This is a genomic window from Chromatiales bacterium (assembly GCA_014762505.1).
GTDB lineage: Bacteria > Pseudomonadota > Gammaproteobacteria > SpSt-1174 > SpSt-1174 > SpSt-1174.
In genome coordinates, this window is the sequence record JABURS010000043.1 from 258344 (window position 1) to 276130 (window position 17787).

Here is a 17787-nt window from a genome sequence, read left to right on the forward strand (position 1 = left end):
CTTTGAAGAGGTAGGAACACATGTCCGCTAAAGAAGTACAGTTTGGTAACGATGCCCGCCAGCGCATGGTGAAGGGCGTCAACATCCTGGCCAACGCCGTCAAGGTCACCCTGGGTCCGAAGGGCCGCAACGTGGTGCTGGAAAAGGCCTTCGGCGCCCCGACCGTCACCAAGGACGGCGTCTCCGTGGCCAAGGAAATCGAGCTGGAAGACAAGTTCGAGAACATGGGCGCGCAGATGGTGAAGGAAGTCTCCTCGCAGACCTCCGACGTGGCCGGCGACGGCACCACCACCGCGACCGTGCTGGCCCAGGCCATCGTGCGTGAAGGCATGAAGGCCGTCACCGCCGGCATGAACCCGATGGACCTCAAGCGCGGCATCGACAAGGCCGTGCACGCCGCCGTGGCCGAGCTGAAGACGTTGTCCAAGCCCTGCACCGACACCAAGTCCATCGCCCAGGTGGGCACCATCTCCGCCAACTCCGACGAGTCCATCGGCAAGATCATCGCCGAGGCCATGGAGAAGGTCGGCAAGGAAGGTGTCATCACCGTCGAGGAAGGCTCCGGCCTGGACAACGAGCTGGATGTGGTCGAAGGCATGCAGTTCGATCGCGGTTACCTGTCGCCCTACTTCGTCACCAACCAGCAGAGCATGTCGGCGGAACTGGATGACCCCTTCATCCTGGTCCACGACAAGAAGATCTCCAACATCCGCGACCTGCTGCCCGTGCTGGAAGGCGTGGCCAAGGCCGGCAAGCCGCTGCTGATCATCGCCGAGGACATCGAGGGCGAGGCCCTGGCCACCCTGGTGGTGAACAACATCCGCGGCATCGTCAAGGTCGCCGCCGTCAAGGCCCCGGGCTTCGGTGATCGCCGCAAGGCCATGCTGCAGGACATCGCCGTCCTCACCGGCGGTACCGTGATCTCCGAGGAAGTCGGCCTGTCGCTGGAGAAGGCCACCCTGGACGATCTGGGTCGCGCCAAGAAGATCCAGGTGACCAAGGAAACCACCACCATCATCGATGGTGCCGGCCAGGCCTCCGACATCGAGGCGCGCGTCAACCAGATCCGTGCCCTGATCGAGGAAGCCACCTCCGACTACGACCGCGAAAAGCTGCAGGAACGCGTGGCCAAGCTGGCCGGCGGTGTGGCCGTGATCAAGGTCGGTGCCGCCACCGAGATGGAAATGAAGGAAAAGAAGGCCCGCGTCGAAGACGCCCTGCACGCCACCCGTGCGGCCGTCGAGGAAGGCGTGGTGCCGGGCGGTGGCGTCGCGCTGGTGCGCGTGCTGCAGGCCATCAAGGACCTCAAGGGTGACAACCACGACCAGAACACCGGTATCGACATCGCGCGTCGCGCCATGGAAGAGCCGCTGCGCCAGATCGTCTCCAACGCCGGCGAAGAGGCCTCCGTGGTCGTCAACAACGTCGAGGCGGGCGAAGGCACCTACGGCTACAACGCCGCCACCGGCGAATACGGCGACATGATCGAGATGGGTATCCTCGATCCGGCCAAGGTCACCCGCACCGCGCTGCAGAACGCCGCGTCCGTGTCGGGCCTGATCATCACCACCGAGGCGATGGTCGCCGAGCTGCCGAAGAAGGACGCCCCGGCCCCGGCCGGCGGCATGGGCGACATGGGCGGCATGGGCATGATGTAAGCCCGGTCGCACAACGGCCCGACGAAAGGCCCCGCATCCTCGGATGCGGGGCCTTTTTATTGGGCGATAGGCGAACCGGATTCTCCGCCTAACCCCCCTTTAAGTTCCACTTAAGTTTCCATGGTTATCCTTGGCCACATGCTGCAGAGGAGCCATGCCATGACAGAGACCACCATTATCGATCGCGAACCGCGTACCGTGCCCGTCTGGGACATCGCAGTCCGTGTCTTTCACTGGGCGCTGGTGACGTTCTTCTTCACCGCCTATTTCACGGGTGACGAGCTCGAGGCCGTGCACGAGTTCGCGGGTTACGCGGTGCTCGGTCTGGTCGGCTTTCGCCTGGTGTGGGGGCTGATCGGTACGCGCCATGCCCGGTTTACGAGTTTCTGGTTCCGCCCGCGGGAGGTGCAGGCCTACCTGCGGTCGCTGCTCACACTGCGACCGCGGCATTACCTCGGCCACAATCCGGCGGGTGCCTGGATGATTTTTGCCCTGCTGGTCTCGCTGGTGTTGACCGCGACCACCGGCATCCTCACCGAGGAGGTGGGGCACGCCTGGGAGGATGTGCACGAGTTTTTCGCCAATCTCACCCTGTTCCTGGTGTTCGGACACGTGGCCGGTGTGCTCGTCTCCAGTCTGCTGCATCGCGAGAACCTGGTGCGGGCCATGTTCACCGGGCGCAAGCCTGTCTCGCCCGAGTAAGACCTCTTCCCTCAGTGTGGTTGCCTGACCCGCCCCGGCGGGTCTCTTTTTGCCTGCGGGAAATGCCGCAGTGTGGCGGGCAACCGGTGTGTGATATGCCGCAGTTGACCGTTATTCGTTGTTCTCGTATATGGTATGTATATGAATAACCTGGCTTAATCGAGTTTGGCATCGCATTTGCTCCCAAGGTCGGCATAACAAACATGGGAGCCGTGATGAAACAGTCCAGCCAGATGCCGGCGTCGCTTGCCATGGCGATCGCCTTCAGTCTTTCCGGGATGTCTGCCCAGGCCGCCGATGCGCTCGCCCCGATTGCGGTCGAGGCCGAGGCAGACACCGCAGCCGAGCCCATCGTGCAGGGCAGGGACGCCCTCACGCCCTCTTCTGCGACAGTCGCCGAGCTGCTGAAGTCGGTGCCGGGTGCCGATGTGAACCGCAACGGCAGCCTGTCGGGTATCGCCCAGTACCGCGGCCTGTTCGGTGACCGCATCGACGTCAGCGTGAACGGCCAGCCCTCCGTGTCGGCCTGCACCAACGCCATGGATGCGCCGCTGTCCTATGCCCCCGCCCCGCTGTTCGAGCGCCTCACCGTGTATCGCGGCGTGGCCCCGGTGAGCGTGGCACAGGAGGGCATAGGCGGGGTGATGGTGGCCGAGACCTGGCGGCCCGCGTTCGAGGCCGGTACCCAGCGTCGTGTGACCGCGGGGGCGACCAGCGTGAACGAGGGCCATGCCCTGGGCGCGAATGCGGCCGTCGCCAGCGACACCCAGCAGCTGTGGGTCGCCGCCAGCCGCGAGCAGGCGAACGACACCGACTATGCGCATGGCACCATCGGCGCGACCGAGTACGAACGCAACAGCTACGAGCTGGGCTACCGCCTGCGGGCCGGCGGCGGGATCTGGAGTCTGGAATTCGCGCGGGACGATGGTGGCCCGGCCGGTACCCCGGCCCTGGCCATGGACACCTACCGCAACGAGGCCGACCGCTACCAGCTGTCCTACGCCGGTACCCTGGGCGCGCATGGCGTGAACGTGACGGCATGGCGCAGCGACGGCGAGCACGATATGGACAACTACCACCTGCGCCCCAGCGCCACCACCCTGCGCCGCTCGCTGACCAGTGCGGACGACCGGGGGGTGAAGGTCGATGTCAGCCGCGCCGCCGGCGGCGGCCTGCTCACCGTGGGGGCCGAGGCACAGAAGACCGTGCACGAGGGCGACATCTATGACGCCGCCACCGACACCCTGCTCACCGTGGCCTACAACGACGTCGAGCGTGCCCCGATGGGCGCCTATATCGAGTGGGAGGGACGGCGCGGGAACTGGCAGCTGGTGGCCGGTGCGCGCTACACGCGGGTGGCGATGGACGCGGGCGAGGTGGACTCCAGCATGGCGATGATGAACCCCGCCGTGGCGGCCTATCGCGACGCCTTCAACGCCGCCGACCGCTCGGTAACCGATGACAACCTCAACTGGGCCCTGAACCTCCGCCGTCCGCTGACCGCCGGCACCGAGCTGGTCGTCGGGCTGTCGCGCAAGGTGCGTTCGGCCTCGTACCAGGAGCGCTACCTGTGGCTGCCGATGGAGTCCACGGGCGGGCTGGCCGACGGCAATGTCTATGTCGGGGATATCGGCCTGGATCCCGAGGTGGGTCACGAGATCGATCTGGGCGTCGACTGGCAGGCCGGTGCGCATTACTTCACCCCGCGCGTGTTCTATCGCGACGTGAAGGACTACATCCAGGGCGTGCCCAATGGCGATACCTTCATGGGTAACCCGGTGTTCCAGTTTACCAACGTGGATGCCGAGCTCTACGGTGTCGATGCCGGCTTCGGCCTGGGCCTCACGCAGGCCCTGCGCGTGGATGGCGCCATGAGCTACACCCGTGGCAAGCGCACCGATGTGGACGACGACCTCTACCGCATCGCACCCCCGCACCTGAATGCGGAACTCAGCTATGTGAGCGGGCGTTCGGTCTTCGGTGTGGAGGGGGTGTTCTATGCCGAGCAGGACGATGTGTCGGCGACCAACCTCGAGCAGACCACCGCGAACTATGCCGTCTACAACCTGAGCTGGCGCTATGCGGCCACGCGCAACGCCGATCTCACGCTGGGCGTGGACAACGTCTTCGACAATGGCTACCAGGATCATCTTGCCGGCTACAACCGTGTGGTCGACAGCGATGTACCGGTGGGTGAACGCCTGCCGGGTGCCGGCCGCAACTTCCATGCCGGTCTTACCATGAGTTTTTGAGGCGGCCTCGCCTCGAACGGGCCTGCCCCAGGTCCGCCCTCCAGGCTCATGGTAAAATGCGCCCTCGGTCCCCAATGCCATGCCCCGGCGGCGGGGGCCTCTTTTTTCCCGGGCCTCATCACCGATGTCACGAAGTCTTGCACCAGCGCTGATGCTTTCCGCCGCCGTCCATGTCGCGGCCGCGGGCGGCTACTGGCTGTGGGGTGGTCAGCCGGTCGGGCATGACCGCCTGCCGGTGGTGGAGGTGGCCCTGCTGGCGGAGGCCGTCAGCCCCGCAGAGTCGGGGCCTGCCGATATCGCCCCTGAGCCGGTGAAGGCGCCGGTGAAGACACCGGTGAAGCCGGATCCCGTTCCCGAGACGGCGGCCGGAACCGCGCCGCCCGCCAGCACCGACATGCCACCCGTCGAGCGTAGAATGCCCGAACCGGCACCGCGTGAGTCCATTGCCGAGCGCTCGCCTGCGTCGTCCACCGAGGCGCAACCGGCGGCATCGGCATCGACGTCACCGCGGCCTGCCGCCGCCCCGGGACTGATCGCCTCCATCGAACAGGCCTACAAGACCGCCCTGCAGGCGGAGATCGCCCGCCATCGCAGCTATCCGCTGATGGCCCGGCGCCTGCGCCAGGAGGGGACGGTGGCGGTGGGTTTCGTGGTACAGGCCGACGGGCGCCTGACCGCCATCGAGCTGCTGGAAAGCTCCGGTCATCAACTGCTGGACGAGGCCGCCCTGGCGGCCGTGCGCGAGGTCGCGCGGTTCCGTCCGATCCCCGAGGAACTGGGCCGCCAGGACTGGTCCCTCTCCGTGCCCCTCAATTTTCGGCTGCTCTAGCCGCTATCCCTGGATACAGCACGATTCGTGTGAGATGGCCTGCCGTCCGTCCGTCGATTACCGCCGTCAGGACGGACAACGGGCAGTAATCCGGCCGGATTCACGTCTATATAAGACGTGAAGGCCGTCTCACCACAAGAGCGCCTGCGAGGGCGCCGACGCGCAAGGCGAACGTAGGGGTAGAGTAATCATGAAGCGTTTGATGCCGAACATGCAGATCCGCCACAAGATCTGGGCCGGATATGGCCTGCTGGTGGTCATACTGGCCGTGGTCTCGTTGAGTGCCTGGTTCGGGCTTAGCAGCACGCAACGGGCGATGGCCGAGATCGTCAGCGTCAAGCAGCCGGCGATGATGCAGTCCCTGGAGCTTGCCCGGGACCTGGAGCGGGCAGTGGCGGGTATGGGCTTCTACCTGTTGAGCGGCGAAGAAGAGCATCGCGAAAACTTTACATTCGCGCTGACACGCGTGCAGGAGCTCTCGGCAGAACTTGCCGCCAACCCGTATGTTGCCAGCCAGGCCGAGCTTTCCGCACAGGTGGCCAGTATCGCGGCGAATGTCGAACGCCTGGGGGGCTTCAGTGAGGAGATCATCCGCCTGTCGCAGGATCCGGCAGCCAATATGCCGGCCATGGCCTTTGCCGGCCAATCCGTCAACCCGCTGAGCCAGCAGATGCTGCAGCAGCTCGGGCAGATGCTGCTCACCGAGGCGGAGGAACCCGCCACCCCCGAGCGCAAGCGCCTGCTCACCGACATCAACGACCTGCGCTACGCCTGGGCCAACGTGATGAATGGCGTGCGCGCCTATCTCGCCTTTCGCGGTGAAAGTTCGTTGAATGAGGTGGCACTCTATCTCGAACAGACCGGCGCAGTGATCGAACGGATCCAGGAATCCTCCGCGTTGCTGACCTTCGACCAGGAGGATTCGCTGTCCCAGTTCATCGAACTGCGCGAGCAGTTCATCGCCAGCTACGAGGAGCTGAAGGCCATTCATGGCGGTGAGCAGGGCCGCATGGACGCCTACCTGATCCGCACCGAGATCGGGCCGCTGGTGGCCGAGATCGAGTACGACCTGGCAATGCTGGGTTCCTCGCTGCAGGAGGAGATCAAGACGGTGACCGGCAGCCTCAACACGCAGCTGGCGGCCACCGAGTCGACGACGCTGGTGCTGATGCTGGTCGGTGTGGGCATCGGCATTCTCGCCGCCTGGGGCATGTCGCGCATGATCGGCGGGCCGCTGCGCCAGCTATCGGCGGCGATGACGGACATTGCCGAGGGCGAGGGCGACCTGACCCACCGTCTGCAGGTGACCAGCAGCGACGAGATCGGTCAGCTGGCGCAGGCCTTCAATACCTTCGCCGGCAAGGTGCATGACGTGGTGAGCCAGGTGAAGGGCTCCGTGGCCCAGCTGGCGGCGGCGGCCGAGCAGATGTCCGTGATCACCTCGCAGACCAGCGAGGGCGTGGCCCGCCAGCAGCTGGAGACCGACCAGGTCGCCACGGCCATGCACCAGATGAATGCCACGGCCCAGGAGGTGGCGCGCAACGCGGGCAACACCGCCAGCGCGACCGAAGAGGCGGACCGCGAGACCCGTTCCGGACAGGCGGTGGTGAACCGCACGGTGGCGGCGATGAATGCCCTGGCCGGCGAGGTGGAGCGCGCTGCCGGCGTGATCATGAAGGTGGAGAAGGACTCCGAGAGCATCGGCACGGTCATGCAGGTGATCCGCGACATTGCCGAGCAGACCAACCTGCTGGCGCTCAATGCCGCCATCGAGGCGGCGCGCGCGGGCGAACAGGGCCGGGGCTTTGCGGTGGTGGCCGACGAGGTGCGCACCCTGGCCAGCCGAACGCAGGCCTCCACGGAGGAGATCGACCAGGTGATCAAGACCCTGCAGGGCGCCACGCGCGAGGCCGTGCAGGTGATGGAGGCGAGCCGCGACAAGGCGCGGACGGGGGTGGAGCAGGCCTCCGAGGCGGGCAAGTCACTGACCTCCATCTCAGGTGCGGTGGACAACATCACCGAGATGGGTACCCAGATAGCCAGTGCCGCCGAGGAGCAGAGCGCCGTGGTCGAGGAGATCAGCCGCAACGTGACGAGTATCAGCGAGGTGGCGAGCCAGACCGCCGAGGGCACGCGTCAGCTGGCGGCGGCGAGCAACGAGCTGGCCAGCCTGTCGGCCGACCTGCAGGCCCTGGTGGGGCGCTTCAAGGTCGCCGACTGACGGCTGCGGTTACGGGCGCACGTCCTCGCGACGCGGGAACATCACCAGGTGGTCGATGTCGAGGCGGATCTTCATGCGTGCGCCGACCTCGTAGTCGTAGTGACTGTGGGCCAGTGACAGCACCTTGACGCCGCTCTGCAGGCGCAGGGTGTAGAGGAACTGGGCCCCGCGAAAGGCCTTGTCCAGCACCTCGGCCGGCAGGTCGGCGTTGTCGTCGTGCACGATGTCGTCCGGACGCACCAGGATGTCGACCTGGCAGCCCTTGCCGCAGAATGCCGGCACCTCCCCCTCGATGATGCCGAGTTCGGTCTCCACCTGGTGGGGGTTGAGCACCGTGCCCGGCAGCAGAACCCCCTGGCCGATGAAGTCGGCCACGAAGCGGTTGGCCGGCTGGTGATACAGCTGGTAGCCGTTGGCCCACTGCTGCAGCTCACCCGCATTGATCACGCCGATCTCGTCGGCCATGGCGAAGGCCTCGAACTGGTCGTGGGTGACCAGTAGGCCGGAGATGCCCTCCTGCTTGAGGATCGCGCGCACCTCGCGCGCGAGTCCCTCGCGCAGCTCCACATCCATGCTGGAGAAGGGTTCGTCCATGAGCAGCAGCTTGGGGCGGGGCGCCAGCGCCCGGGCCAGGGCGATGCGCTGCTGCTGGCCGCCGGAGAGCTGGTGCGGGTAGGCCTTGCCGTAGGCGGGCAGGCCCACGAGCTGCAGCAGCTGGGTGACACGGTCCTTGCGCTCGCCCACCGACTGCTGGCGGATGCCGAAGGCGATGTTCTCCTCCACGGTGAGGTGGGGAAACAGCGCGAAGTCCTGGAAGACCATGCCGACCTGGCGCTTCTCCGGCGGCAGGGCGTAGCCCGCGCGGCTCACCACCTCGCTGGCGAGATAGATCCAGCCCGAGGCCACCGGCTCGAAACCGGCGATGGCGCGCAGCAGGGTGGTCTTGCCGCAGCCGCTCGGCCCCAGCAGGCAGCCGATCATGCCCTCCTCCAGCTGGAAGGAGACCTCGTGCACCACGTGGCGCCTGCCGTAGGCGATGCTTACCTTGTCCAGTTCAAGCAGCGTGCTCATGGCCCGGTCTCGATCGACTGATGGAACGGCTGAGGATGATCACCGGGACGATCCCCGCCACGACGATGGCGAGCGCCGCCGTGGAGGCGTCGGCCAGCCGCTCGTCGGAGGCCAGCTCGAAGGTGCGCACCGCCAGGGTGTTGAAGTTGAAGGGCCGCAGTATCAACGTCGCCGGCAGCTCTTTCAAGACATCGACGAATACCAGCAGTATCGCCGTGAGCAGCGTGCCGCGCATGATCGGCATGTGGATCTTGCGCAGTACCTGGCGCGGCGGCATGCCCAGCGAGCGGGCGGCGTCGTCCATGGTGGGGCGGATCTTGCCCAGGCCCGCCTCCACCGTCTGGATGGACACGGCCAGGAAGCGCACGGTGTAGGCGAACAGCAGCGCGACCAGGGTGCCGCTCAGGATCAAACCGGTGGAGATGCCGAACTGGGCGCGCATCCAGGCATCGATGGCATTGTCCGTCCAGGCGAAGGGCAGCATCACCCCCACGGCGATGACCGTGCCGGGCACGGCATAGCCCATGGCGGCGACGCGCACCGAGGCGACCATCAGCGGCGTGGGGCGCAGGCGCTTGCCATAGCCCATGAGCAGGGCGAGCCCCACGGCGATCAGGGCCGCGAGGCTCGCGAGCATCAGGCTGTTCCAGGTCAGCGCGATGAAGTCCGCATCCACCATGGTCCCGGCGGTCTGCCAGGCCCAGACGGCGAGCTGGCCCGCGGGCACCACGAAGCCCAGCAACAGGGGCAGCAGGCAGGCCAGCAGGGCCAGCGCGAGTCGCGTGCCGCTGAGGCGATGGCGGGGCAGCTGCAGGTAGCGGTTGCTGGTGTGGTGGAAACGGGCACGGCGCCGTGACCAGCGCTCCAGCACGATGAGCAGGAAGACGAAGCCCATCAGTAGGGCCGAGAGCTGGGCGGCGGCGGCGCTGTCGCCCAGGCCGAACCAGGTGCGGAAGATGCCCGTGGTGAAGGTGCTCACGCCGAAGTACTGCACCGTGCCGTAGTCGGCCAGGGTCTCCATCAGGGCCAGCGACAGGCCGGTGATGATGGCGGGGCGGGCCAGCGGCAGGGCCACGCGGAAGAAGCTCGCCCAGGGGCCGAGGCCCAGGGTGCGGCTCACCTCCAGGACGCAGACCGACTGCTCGAGAAAGCCCGCGCGCGCCAGCAGGTAGACATAGGGATAGAGCACCAGCGAGAGCATGGCGATGGCCCCGCCCAGCGAGCGGATCTCGGGGAACCAGTAGTCGCCATAACCCCAGCCGAAGGCCTCGCGCAGGGCATCCTGTATCGGGCCCTCGAAGCCGAGCATGCCCGTGTAGGTGTAGGCGATGATGTAGGCCGGCACGGCCATGGGCAGCAGTAGCGCCCATTCGAAGAAGCGTCGCCCCGGGAACTCGCACATGCTGGTGAGCCAAGCCGTGCTGATGCCCATCGTCAGCGTGCCGATGGCCACGCCGACCATCAGCAGCAGCGAGTTGACGACGTAGTCGGCGAGCACCGTCTCGGCCAGGTGGCGCCAGACGTCGCCGGCCGGATAGAAGATGAAGCTGAACACCACCAGCACCGGCAGCGACAGCAGCAGGGCCGTCGCCACCACGCCCACGCCCCAGGCGTCCGGCAGGGCCAGACGCCTGGGGCGGGTCACGGGTTGTGGTGATGCCACCGGGTTCGGATTCATGGGCTGCAGCAAACGCAAAGGGGGCGCATTGCGCCCCCGGGCAAGAATGCCTGCAGTTTACCAGACATCATTTCCAGCCGGCACGATCCATCAGCATCAGTGCCTCGGCATTCAGCTCGCCGAGCCTGCCCATGTTGACGGCGTCGGCCATGAACTGACCCCAGTCTTCCAGCGTATCGCTCCAGGCCACGCCTTCCAGCACCGGATATTCGTGGTTGGTCTCGGCATACCAGCGCTGGGACTCGGCCTTGCTCATGAACTCCAGCAGTTTGATGGCGTTGGCCTTGTTGCGGGATGCGGCCGTCACGCCGGCGCCGCTCACGTTGACGTGCGTACCGCGGTCTGCCTGGTTGGGCCAGAACACGCCGACCTTCTCCGCGGCCTCACGCTGGGTGGCATCCGAGCCGTTGAGCATCATGGCCAGGTAGTAGGTGTTGGCGATGGCGATGTCGCAGCGACCGGCCGCGGCGGCACTGATCTGGTCGCGGTCACCCCCGCGCGGTGGCTGGGCGAAGTTGGCGACGAAGTCGCGGGCCCAGGACTCGGTGGTCTTGACGCCGTTGCTCGCGATCATCGAGGCGACCAGCGACTGGTTATAGATGTTGCTGGAGGAGCGGATGCAGATGCGGCCCTTCCACTTCGGGTCGGCCAGGGCCTCGTAGGTGGAGAGTTCGGCGGGGTCGACCTTGCCCTTCACGTACATGATGGGTCGGGCACGCAGCGACAGGCCATACCAGTAGCCATCCGGGTCGCGGTAGCTGGCGGGGATGGCGTTCTCGAGCACGGTCGATGTGATCGGCTGCAGCACGCCGGCCTCTCTGGCGCGGTGCAGGCGGCCCGCATCGGTGGTCAGCAGCAGGTCGGCCGGGGTGTTGCGGCCCTCGGACTGCAGGCGCTGCAGCAGGGCATCGGCCTTGCCGGTGACCAGGTTGACCTCGATGCCGGTTTCCTTGGTGAAGCGTTCCAGCAGGGGCTTGATGAGCTCTTCCTTGCGCGCGGAGTACAGGTTGACCTCTTCGGCCGCCTGGGCGGCGGCGCCAAACAGGCCCAGGGCCAGCAGACCGGCCAGCATCAGAAAACGACTACGCATACAACGACTCCCTGGTTGAATGAATGGTGTGGATCGTGGATAAAAGTCGTAACGCGAATTATTATCATTTAATGATTTGGTGGCGTCAAGGGGGGCGTATCACCCGGTACGCTGACTCCCAGACGGAAAAAGCGGCCACGAGGGCCGCTTCGATGCTCGGTATGCGGGTTGTGAGGCGGCTCAGACCTTGATGTAGGTCCAGCCGTCGCGCATCCGCTCGATGATGTGCTCCACGGCAGAGGGCGCGGTATGGGTCCTGGGCAACAGCACCACGTCGACGCCGGCGCGCTCCAGGTGGCGGATGGCGGTGTCGCAGGCAATGAACTGGAGTTCCTCGTGCTCGGCCATCATGGCCAACACGCGCTGGCCGTAGGGGGAGCCGCCCGCGCGCAACATGTGCAGTCCCTCGCTGTTGGCCACCACCTCGATCTGCACGCCCTGTTCGCGGTATTCCTCGAGCAGCGACTCGGCACGGTCGAGCGTGGCCTGCATCTTGGCCGGTTCGGCCGTGGCGATGTGCAGGAGGATGCGCGGTGCCTGTTCCGCCGTCGCCACCTGCTGCAGGGGGCTGGTGCTGTGATGGTTGGCCAGCCAGCCGCCGGAAAAGCCCAGTGAGATCAGCAGGGCGGCAGCGACGCCGAAGGCCGCCAGGCGCTTGCGCGGATGGTTCGTGTCGACGACCTCGCGGCGAGGTGCCTCCACCCCGTCATAGGCATGGCGCACGAGGTCCTTGAGGTTGCGCAGCTCGACGTACTCGGCGCGCAGGGCCGGGTCCTTTTCCATGTCGAGCAGGAAGGCGTCACGCTCCTGGTGGCTGAGTTCGCCATCCAGGTAGGCATGAATACGCGCTTCGTCGCGAACACTCTCGGTCATTTAACCCTCCTCAGATGAGGTCTGCCCGCCTCGGTGGCGGCGGCTGCAGGCATGTACAGATCGGTGAGAAACCCGGTCAGGGCGCGACGGGCCCGACACAGGCGGCTCATCACCGTCCCAACCGGGATGTCGAGTATCTCGGCCGTCTCGGCGTAGGCAAAGCCTTCGAGATCCACCAGTGTGAGCACCTCGCGCTGGCCAATGGGCAGTTTGCCCACGGCGCGGCGTACACGGTTGACGATCTCCTGGCTGGTCATCTCGACTTCGGGGCAATTCTCGCAGACGAACATCTCGTCGTCGATCTCCACCCCGGGCTTCTGCCGGCGCAGGTGTTCCCGCCAGGTGTTGCTGAGGATGGCGCTGAGCCAGTGCTCGAGCTTGTTGCCATCACGCAGCTGGTGGCTCTTCTGCATGGCCTTGATCAGGGTGTCCTGTACCAGGTCGTCGGCCAGCATGGGGTCGCCACACCAGGCCAGGGCCATGCGGTACAGCCGCGTTCGACTGGCCTCCAGTTTCTTCTTGAACGTGCGCGTCGCACAGATGTGCTCGAGTACTTTCATCTCTCCACCTACCCTGCATGATGCGTCGCCGGTTTTCTCTATTCCCGCTCTTGTGCGTGCATGGCTAGCGCGATGGCGGTTTTGCGACGTGGTTTGTCTGTCGGTGACTTCAGTAGTGGCGTATTTCCTTTGCCAGCGAACGAGTCTACCGCCAGCGGCGTCGCATCGAAAGAAACAGAAGTATGTAAGAAACTTCTAATCTTCTAAGACTCCTTCGATATGGCGGTGTTTTTTCTGCTTTGAGTAACGAGAGCGTGATTGTTGCGATTCACCTGTGGCAAGGATGGCGTGTCGAGCAAGGAAAGGAATATTTGTGATCCGGCGTGCGTCAATTCGTCGTGGATGCAGAACAGCGCATGCATGTACGCCAGGGAAATCATCAACAACAACAGAGGCAGACAATGAAACGCCACACCTTTTTCGCTGCGTTTTTCGCAGTGTTCTTGATTGCTGTCAGCGGTGCGTCGAGCGCTTTCGCAGCAGAGACCTCCTCCAAGCCATTCGCCGAAAAGCATGTCGTGCTGCAGATATCGGACGAAGATCCCTTCAAGCAGACGCTCGTGCTCAATGTGGCCAACAACCTCATCAAGCACTACGGTCCCGACAAGGTCGACATCGAGATCGTGGCCTTTGGGCCTGGTCTGAGATTGCTGTTTTCCGATAACGCAAACAGGGGGCGCATTGGCGATCTTTCACAGCAGGGGGTGCGGTTCGCCGCCTGTGAAAACACGATTGCCAACATGTCGCGCATCCTGGGCGAAGAACCGGTGTTGAACGACAAGGCCGTGCGGGTCTCTGCCGGCGTGGTGCGCATCCTGGATCTTGAGGCCGATGGGTACACGCTGATTCGTCCGTGATCCAGGCTCGGGTTCTGCGCGCATATGCAGAGAAGGAAAAAGAAAAATATTGGGGAGTTAGATTTCATGTTGAAAGCAAAAAGACTGGCTGGCGCGATGGCGCTGGCCCTGGGGATGGCCGCGGCAGGTCAGGTGCAGGCAGCGAACTGGGTGATGTTGCAGGGTACGGAGGCGGATGGCATGGGCGAGCGGGCGAAGCTGTGGGGATTCCTGCAGCCGACCTATCGCTCCACTGACGGTACCGTGCTGCCTGCAGGACCATGGGAAGGGCAGCCCATGCAGCCCAACATGATTCCCACCGACCTGAGTTCGGATTCGCAGTTCCAGCTGTTGCGAGCCCGCATCGGCGTACGTGGCGTGGCAATGCCGATCGACAGCAAGGTGAATTATTTCCTGCTGGCGGAATTCGGTGACAACGGTATTACAGCCGGCAAGGGCGGGGCGGGCGTGATCTCCGATGCCAGCGTGACGCTCAATCACATTCCGGGTGCGCGCGTTCGCCTGGGTCTCTTCAAGACGCCGATGAGCGAGGAGATCTTCCAGGGCGTGGGGACGATGGACTATGTCAACTTTACCGCCTTTACCGATCAGCAGCTCAACGAGCGGCACCTGCCAACCGATGGGTTGGCGCCCTGTAATGCTGCAGCCGATGATGCATATCTGCGCTATTGCGAGGAGGGCAACACCTTCAGCGACTTCGGTGCGGCTCGCGATACCGGGGCCATGGTCTTCGACGCCTTCCGCCGTGGCGACTGGGAGCATACCTATGCCGTGATGCTCGGCAACGGCAGCGGTGTGAACGCCGGGAATACCGATGACAACCTCGATACCCGTGCCTACTGGTCATCCGAGTGGATCTTCGGCGGTCAGGGGCCGCGTCGCGAGGGCTGGAAGCTCTATGCCTGGATGCATGACGGCAAGCGTACCGTGCTTGACAGTGTGCAGCTGGCCGCAGGCAACCGGGTCGAGAACGAATACGACTACGAGCGCTCCGGTGTGGGTACTACCTACCGTCGTGGCAAGTACCGTTTCTTCGCCGAGTACAACCAGGCCGAAGGCATGATCTTCAACGGTACCGACGGCGGGGCCGTGGCGGGTTCGGTGAATAACGCGGGCACCGCGGTATCCACCTTAAATCTCCTGCCGGAGGACAAGGCGAACGGTTACTACCTCGATTTCGGTTACAAGATCACACCAAAGGTCGAGCTGGATGTGCGCTATGACGTGCTGAATCGTGGTACGGAGACCGACGTGGAAGAGCGTAAGTTCGAGACCGTGACACTCGGCGCCCAGTACTTCTTCAACCGCAAGTCGCGCCTGATCGTGAACTACGAGATGCGTGACCTGGAAGCACCCAATCTGCCGGCCAATGCCGTGCCGAACCAGATCGGTGAGGCCATCGATGATCGCCTGTCCGTCCAGGTCTTCATGGTCTTCTAGGATTCAAGGCTCCTGCAAGCGATAAGAAGAACCTGCGTAATCAGGGTATGGCAGTGACGTTGACCCCGGGCTTCCGGGGTTTTTTTTGCCCGGATATTTTTTAGTCACAGAGCACACAGAGGAAGAACAAAACCCGGTCATCTCTGTGTCCTCCGTGACCTCTGTGGCGTTCAGACTCTCACACTTCACACCTCACGCCATACCCAGGTGTCAGGCCAGGGTGCCGGGCGTGTACTCGAAGAGTTGCGGGCGCGGCATGGGGCGGGCGAACAGGTAGCCCTGGTAGGCATCGCAGCCGGCGGTCTCGAGGAAGTGATGCTGCTCCTTCGTCTCCACTCCCTCGGCGATGATCTCGAGATTGAGGGAGTGCCCCATGGCGATGATGGCGTGGATGATGGCGGCATCGCTGGGGTTGAGCAGCACATCGCGGACGAAGGAGGTGTCGATCTTGACCTGGTCCAGCGGCAGGCGCTTGAGGTAGGAGAGCGAGGAGTAGCCGGTGCCGAAGTCGTCCATGGAGAAGCGCAGCCCCAGTTCGCGCAGCTGGTGAATCTTCCCCGCGATCTCCTTCGGGTCACCCAGCACCACGGTCTCCGTGAGTTCCAGCTTGATCAGCCGCGGGTCGACACCGGTCTCTTCCAGGATGCGTGTCACGCGCTGGATGTAATCGTTCTGGTGGAACTGACGGGCGCTGACATTGACGGCGATGCTGCGCGGCGGTTGCGGCTGATGCCGGTTCCAGTCGATGGTGGTGAGGCAGGCGTGCTCAAGGACCCAGTCACCGATCGGGACGATGAGGCCGGTCTCCTCGGCCAGCGGGATGAAGGTGGCGGGCGAGACCGGCGCCTCGTCGGCAGGCAGCCAGCGCAACAAGGCCTCGGCACCGATGAGATTCCCGGAGCGGTCGATCTGTGGCTGGTAGTGCAGTTCGAGTTCGTCGTTTTCCAGGGCATTGGCCAGGGTCGCCTCGAGCGAGGCGCGTTGCTCGACCACGCGCTGCATGCGCGGGTTGAAGAAGACGGCGGTGTTGCGTCCCGCCGACTTGGCGGCATAGAGGGCCATGTCGGCCTGTTTGAGCAGGTCTTCCAGCGGCGTACCCTGTCCCTGGAACAGGGTGATGCCAATGCTCGGGGTGATGCGGTAGGCGCGTATCACGCCGAGGTCATAGGGCTCGCTCAGGTGATGACGGATCTTTTCCGCAATGTCTTCCGCCTGCCGGGTCGCGGTTGTCGCGTTGCTGTCCAGGGCCTCGAGCAGGATGACGAACTCGTCGCCGCCGAGGCGGGCGATGGTGTCGACCTCGCGCACCAGCATGCGCAGGCGCTGCGCGATCTGCACCAGCAGGGTGTCGCCGGCGTCGTGTCCGCGCGTGTCGTTGAGCGTCTTGAAACGGTCGAGATCGATCATCAGCACCGCGCCGCGATCGCCGGAACGGTTGCTGGTGGCCAGGGCATGAGCCAGCCGGTCGTGCAGCAGGCGGCGGTTGGCCAGGTGCGTGAGCGGATCGTAGAAGGCCAGCTGGTGGATGCGGCGCTCGGCGTCCTTGCGGTCGGTGATGTCGGAGAAGGCCGCCACGTAATGCGTGGTCTCGCCGGCATCGTTGCAGACCTCGCTGATGGAGAGCCATTCGGGGTAGACGCTGCCGGACTTGCGCCGGTTCCAGATCTCGCCTTCCCAGTAGCCGCGCTCGTGGATGGCCCGCCACATGTCGGCATAAAAGGCCGGGTCGTGACGCCCCGACTGCAGGATGCGCGGGGTCTGGCCGACAACCTCTTCCGGGGCATAGCCGGTGATGCGGGTGAAGGCGCGGTTGACCTGCTCGATGCGGCCATCGCGGTCGGTGATCATGATGCCTTCCTGCGACTCGAAGGCCACGGCAGCAATGCCCAGGCGCTCCTCGCTCTGCTTGCGACGGGTGACGTCCGTGTGCGTGCCCATCACCCATTCGGGACGGCCGTCGGCGTCGCGGGTGATCACCTGGCCGCGATCGTGTATCCAGACCCAGTGTCCCTGCCGATGGCGCATGCGGAACTCGATGTCGTAATGATCCAGCTCGCCGGAGAAGTGGCGCTGGAGCAGTTGCTCGGCACGGGGGAGGTCGTCCGGATGCGTGAGGCGGCGCCAGGTCTCGATGTCCGTGGGTTCGAGTTCCTCCAGCGTGTAGCCAAGGATGCCGGCCCAGCGCTCGTTGAAGATGGTCTGGCCGGTGAGGACGTTCCATTCCCAGGTCCCGGCACGGGTGCCATCGATGATGGCCGCCAGGCGCCGTCGCTCATCGCCGAGTGCCTGGCGCGCCTCGTCGGTGTGGCGGGACTCGTGGCGGACCATGAGGTACACGAACAGGATGGAGAGCAGGACGAAGACGAGGCCCTTGGTGCTCTGCACATGACGCATCTGTTCGATACTCAGAGGCGCCAGGCTCACGACCCAATCGGACAGCAGGATCCAGCCCGTGCCGAACAGGCCGTAATACAGGGCGCAGCGTCCGGCGATGCCGAGGCGATGTAGCAGGATCGGGCTGGGTATCATGCAAGCTTGCCGGTGTAGTGGGCCGGA

At 64.9% G+C, this 17787-nt stretch carries 13 protein-coding genes; 7 read left to right on the top strand and 6 right to left on the bottom strand.

The features are described from left to right. Positions 1 to 20: 20 nt before the first annotated feature. The 5 genes from groL (at position 21) to HUJ28_13000 (ending at position 7662) form a co-directional block, all read left to right on the top strand. On the top strand, positions 21 to 1658 hold the full coding sequence (groL, locus tag HUJ28_12980; GenBank protein MBD3620378.1) for a chaperonin GroEL: 1638 nt from the start codon (positions 21 to 23) through the stop codon (positions 1656 to 1658). Between the two features lie 159 nt (positions 1659 to 1817). After that, a complete protein-coding gene (locus HUJ28_12985; GenBank protein ID MBD3620379.1) occupies positions 1818 to 2360 on the top strand; it encodes a cytochrome b/b6 domain-containing protein in 543 nt (180 codons plus the stop codon). Positions 2361 to 2575: 215 nt separating this feature from the next. Then, entirely contained in the window at positions 2576 to 4612 is a 2037-nt protein-coding gene (locus tag HUJ28_12990) for a TonB-dependent receptor (GenBank protein MBD3620380.1), read from the top strand. Positions 4613 to 4763: 151 nt separating this feature from the next. After that, positions 4764 to 5441, top strand: a complete 678-nt coding sequence (locus HUJ28_12995) for an energy transducer TonB (protein ID MBD3620381.1) — start codon at positions 4764 to 4766, stop codon at positions 5439 to 5441. 190 nt (positions 5442 to 5631) lie between these two features. After that, positions 5632 to 7662, top strand: a complete 2031-nt coding sequence (locus HUJ28_13000; protein ID MBD3620382.1) for a methyl-accepting chemotaxis protein — start codon at positions 5632 to 5634, stop codon at positions 7660 to 7662. A 9-nt stretch (positions 7663 to 7671) separates the two neighbouring features. Here the strand turns inward: HUJ28_13000 and HUJ28_13005 are convergent, their stop codons facing one another. The 5 genes from HUJ28_13005 to HUJ28_13025 all read right to left on the bottom strand — a co-directional run bounded on the left by HUJ28_13005 (position 7672) and on the right by HUJ28_13025 (position 12934). Next, positions 7672 to 8733, bottom strand: a complete 1062-nt coding sequence (locus HUJ28_13005) for an ABC transporter ATP-binding protein (GenBank protein MBD3620383.1) — start codon at positions 8731 to 8733, stop codon at positions 7672 to 7674. Next, positions 8717 to 10411, bottom strand: coding sequence for an iron ABC transporter permease (locus tag HUJ28_13010; GenBank protein MBD3620384.1), 1695 nt, complete (start codon positions 10409 to 10411; stop codon positions 8717 to 8719). Before HUJ28_13010 ends, HUJ28_13005 begins: the two co-directional genes overlap by 17 nt. A gap of 67 nt (positions 10412 to 10478) precedes the next feature. Then, on the bottom strand, positions 10479 to 11501 hold the full coding sequence (locus HUJ28_13015; GenBank protein MBD3620385.1) for a Fe(3+) ABC transporter substrate-binding protein: 1023 nt from the start codon (positions 11499 to 11501) through the stop codon (positions 10479 to 10481). A 180-nt stretch (positions 11502 to 11681) separates the two neighbouring features. Continuing rightward, positions 11682 to 12374 carry a hypothetical protein gene (locus HUJ28_13020; GenBank protein MBD3620386.1) on the bottom strand — a complete coding sequence of 231 codons (693 nt, stop codon included), beginning with the start codon at positions 12372 to 12374 and terminating at the stop codon, positions 11682 to 11684. Next, positions 12371 to 12934 carry a sigma-70 family RNA polymerase sigma factor gene (locus tag HUJ28_13025; GenBank protein MBD3620387.1) on the bottom strand — a complete coding sequence of 188 codons (564 nt, stop codon included), beginning with the start codon at positions 12932 to 12934 and terminating at the stop codon, positions 12371 to 12373. Before HUJ28_13025 ends, HUJ28_13020 begins: the two co-directional genes overlap by 4 nt. Before the next feature lie 401 nt (positions 12935 to 13335). On the opposite strand from HUJ28_13025, the gene HUJ28_13030 reads away from it, so the two are divergent. Together HUJ28_13030 and HUJ28_13035 are read left to right on the top strand one after the other, a co-directional pair. Beyond that, positions 13336 to 13791, top strand: coding sequence for a hypothetical protein (locus tag HUJ28_13030; protein ID MBD3620388.1), 456 nt, complete (start codon positions 13336 to 13338; stop codon positions 13789 to 13791). Between the two features lie 66 nt (positions 13792 to 13857). Continuing rightward, positions 13858 to 15231, top strand: a complete 1374-nt coding sequence (locus HUJ28_13035; GenBank protein MBD3620389.1) for a porin — start codon at positions 13858 to 13860, stop codon at positions 15229 to 15231. A gap of 210 nt (positions 15232 to 15441) precedes the next feature. Here HUJ28_13035 and HUJ28_13040 read toward each other — a convergent pair whose 3' ends face one another. Further along, positions 15442 to 17760: an EAL domain-containing protein gene (locus tag HUJ28_13040; protein ID MBD3620390.1), complete on the bottom strand. Its 2319-nt coding sequence runs from the start codon at positions 17758 to 17760 to the stop codon at positions 15442 to 15444. Positions 17761 to 17787 lie beyond the last annotated feature (27 nt).